Genomic DNA, 3,576 nt, shown 5'->3' with positions numbered 1-3,576 from the left:
CTAAGACCGCTTGGCCTCCGACTTGGCCCGACCCCGGTGCCGCCGCCCGAGGCGGCGCCCACCGCGGCCCCGCGCCCCACGCGCCGGATCGGGCGCGGCTGGCGCACGCTGCCAGGCCGGCTCGCCCAGCTGGTCCGCCGCGGCCCCCTCGGCCGCCTCACGCGTCTCCCCCGACTCGGCCGTTCCGGTCCCCGGGGACGCCGCCGGCGCCCGTGACCCCGGCCGCGCCTCGCGCCACGCGCCGACGACCGCCCGGGGGCCGGTGGCTCAGCCGCCGGCGGGCGCGGCGGTGACGCCCTCACCGGCGGCGGTCGCCGCCACCCGGGGTGCCACCGACGGCGCCGGGCGCGCGTAGCGGGCGGTGACCACGCCCCACCGCTGGTTGCCGACCATCCAGCCGCGCAGCCCCGTCAGATAGCGCTCCAGGTCGGCCCGCCCCCGCGCGTCGACGCCCCACCGCTCGCACAGCTCGGGCACCCGGGCGGACAGCGTGACGAAGAGCCGGGCCCGGCTGGCCACCAGCCGGGTGACCTGCCGCACCGCCTCCTCCCGCGAGCAGCCGCGGGTCCGCTCCCTGATCAGCACCAGGTTGTGCGGGTCGCCCTGCGCCTCCTCGCGCTCCACCGAGTGCACGTCGTTGCAGAGGAAGACGACGTCGCCGGCGCAGCGGGTGAGCAGCCGGACCTCGCGGCTCCAGTAGAGGCCGGGCGGCACCTCGAAGTGTCCGGCCCGCTCGATCAGGTCGAAGCACGGCGCGGTGCCCACGGCCTGGCGGCGCAGCCGCACATAGCCCGCCTCGTCCATCGGGGCGCCCTGGGCGCGGTTCCGCGCCTCGCGCACGTAGGCGCGGAAGAAGCGGGTCAGGTTGGCGGCGGCCCTGGCCCGCCAGTCCTGGGACATGCCGACGACGCTGCGCCGCCAGACGTCGCCGTAGGCGCGGACCACCGGCACGTCGAGCCGGGGCCGGGCGCCTGGCTCGCGGTAGGGGACGGCGGCCAACTCGGTGACCAGCTGGGCGACGCGCTCCGGCTCCCGGCCGAACGGCCCGTCGAACAGGTCGTCGAGCGGGAAGCCGAGGCAGACGGCGTCGGTGACGAGGTCGAGGTCGCCGCCGGCCGCCTCCGGGTAGGCGTAGGCGGCCAGGTCGGTCAACTGCCAGCCCTGGTAGCGGCGCACCGCCTCCTCGCCCTTGACCAGGCCGTGTCGCCGCACCCAGTCCAGATGGTGGGCGCGCGCCCGGCTGGCGCCCGGGTTGATGCTGCCTCGGAAGGGCAGGTAGAAGCTGATGTCCTGCGGCATGGCCGCGCCCCTTTCCCTCATGGCGTCGTCCCGTCGTCACGCGCAGGTCGGTTCAGCCCTGCCCTCCGGCCTGTTCCGGTAACCGGCGGTCGCGGATCCTGGCCGGATCCCACGGGACGTCTCTCCCACCGCTCGGTTGCGTTCGCCATCCCCCGCGCCGATGACCTTTTCCACCAGGATTGCGTCATTCGCGGATCATTCCCTATCGCGTAGCCGGGCGCGGGACGCCACGACAGGTCGCGGCCGAAAGCCGACGAAAGGACGGCGCTCGCCCGGCACCCCCTCCGCACCCCCATCGCGTCAGTCGGACGATTACACTCGACCGCGTGCCTCAGCTACGTATCGCCCTCAACCAGATCGACTCCACCGTCGGCGATCTGCCCGGCAACGCCGACGCGGTGCTGCGCTGGACGCGGCACGGCGTCGACCACGGCGCGCACCTGGTCGCCTTCCCCGAGATGATGCTCACCGGCTATCCCGTCGAGGACCTGGCCCTGCGCCCCTCCTTCGTGACCGCCAGCCGGAGCGCGCTGCGCGACCTCGCCACCCGGCTGGCCGCCGAGGGCCTCGGCGAGGTGCCGGTGGTGCTCGGCTATCTGGACCGGGCGGAACACACCCAGGCCAACGCGGGCCAGCCGGCCGGCGCCCCCCAGAACGCGGCGGCCGTCCTGCACCGCGGCGAGGTGGTGCTGACCTTCGCCAAGCACCATCTCCCCAACTACGGCGTGTTCGACGAGTTCCGCTACTTCGTGCCTGGCGAGACGCTGCCGGTGATCCGGGTGCGCGGCGTGGACGTGGCGCTGGCCATCTGCGAGGACCTCTGGCAGGACGGCGGCCGCGTCCCGGCCGCCAGGGCGGCCGGCGCCGGGCTGCTGCTGGCCATCAACGCCTCGCCCTACGAGGTCGCCAAGGACGACACCCGGCTCGAACTGGTGCGCAAGCGGGCGCAGGAGGCCGGCTGCGCGCTCGCCTACGTGGCGCTGACCGGCGGCCAGGACGAGCTGGTCTTCGACGGCGACTCGATCGTCGTCGACCGGGACGGCACGGTGCTGGCCCGCTCCTCGCAGTTCGCCGAGGAGTGCGTGCTGCTCGACCTCGACCTTCCTGGATCCTCAGCGGAACCGCCGGCCGGGGTCGCGGACGACGGCCTGACGATCGACCACCGCACGCTCTCCGCCGACCCGCTGCCGCCCTACGAGCCGACCCACCGCGGCACGGTCGCCGACCGGCTCGACGACGCCGAGGAGATGTACGAGGCGCTGGTCACCGGCGTCCGCGCCTACGTCGGGAAGAACGGCTTCCGCACGGTGCTCATCGGCCTCTCCGGCGGCATCGACTCGGCGCTCTGCGCGGCCATCGCCTGCGACGCGCTCGGCCCCGACCGGGTCTTCGGGCTCTCCATGCCCTCGCGCTACTCCTCGGAGCACTCCAAGGACGACGCCGTGGAACTGGCCAGGCGCACCGGCCTCTCGCTGCGCACCGTGGCGATCGGCGGCATGTTCGACGCCTACCTGGAGGCGGTCGAACTGACCGGCCTCGCCGAGGAGAACCTCCAGTCCCGGCTGCGCGGCACGCTGCTGATGGCCGTCTCCAACCAGGAGGGCCACATCGTCCTGGCCCCCGGCAACAAGAGCGAACTGGCCGTCGGCTACTCCACGCTCTACGGCGACTCGGTCGGCGCGTACGGGCCGATCAAGGACGTCTACAAGACGGTCGTCTACCGCCTGGCCCGCTGGCGCAACGAGGCTGCGGCCCGGCGCGGCGAGACCCCGCCGATCCCGGAGAACTCCATCGCCAAACCGCCGAGCGCGGAGCTGCGGCCCGGCCAGGTGGACACGGACTCGCTGCCGGACTACGACGTGCTGGACGGCGTCCTGGAGCTGTACGTCGACCGCGACCGCGGCGGGGACGAGATCGTCGCCGCGGGGTACGACCCCGAGCTGGTCTCCCGGGTGCTGCGGCTGGTCGACACGGCCGAGTACAAGCGGCGGCAGTACCCGCCGGGCACGAAGATCTCCCCCAAGGTCTTCGGCAAGGACCGCCGCCTACCGCTTACGAACCGGTGGCGCGAAGGCCGAGCCCACCCCGGCCGAAGCTGACCGCCCCGCGCCGCGGCCGGTTTTTCCCCACCCACCCGCCCGCCCGTTCTTCCGCGCTTCGCGCGGGTGGGCCCTGACGGGCCGGCCAGCCGGGGTCCGGTGCCCCGCGCTCCGCGCGGGGGTGTCCCCACCCGCCCGCCCCTACGCGCCGGTGCGGCCCTGGCGGGCCGGGCCGGCC

General features: G+C 74.6%; 3 protein-coding genes. 2 read left to right on the top strand and 1 reads right to left on the bottom strand.

All coding sequences use genetic code 11. From position 1 onward, the window contains the following. A partial coding sequence (locus ACYVPE_RS39515; RefSeq protein WP_461038682.1) for a hypothetical protein occupies positions 1-216 on the top strand: 216 nt, incomplete at its 5' end. A gap of 51 nt (positions 217-267) precedes the next feature. On the opposite strand, the gene ACYVPE_RS39510 is transcribed toward ACYVPE_RS39515, so the two are convergent. Next, positions 268-1,299, bottom strand: coding sequence for a terpene synthase family protein (locus ACYVPE_RS39510; RefSeq protein ID WP_461038681.1), 1,032 nt, complete (start codon positions 1,297-1,299; stop codon positions 268-270). Between the two features lie 326 nt (positions 1,300-1,625). Between ACYVPE_RS39510 and ACYVPE_RS39505 the strand changes: the two genes are divergently transcribed. After that, the gene (locus ACYVPE_RS39505; RefSeq protein WP_461038680.1) at positions 1,626-3,398 is read left to right on the top strand and encodes an NAD+ synthase; all 1,773 of its coding nucleotides are present in this window, start codon (positions 1,626-1,628) and stop codon (positions 3,396-3,398) included. Positions 3,399-3,576 lie beyond the last annotated feature (178 nt).

The sequence above is a fragment of the Streptomyces mayteni genome (genome assembly GCF_054783955.1).
This window is presented reverse-complemented; position numbering and strand designations above follow the sequence as displayed.

Excerpts from the sequence above, each read along its gene's own strand:
- ACYVPE_RS39510 (WP_461038681.1), bottom strand. The coding sequence starts at position 1,299 with ATGCCGCAGGACATCAGCTTCTACCTGCCCTTCCGAGGCAGCATCAAC.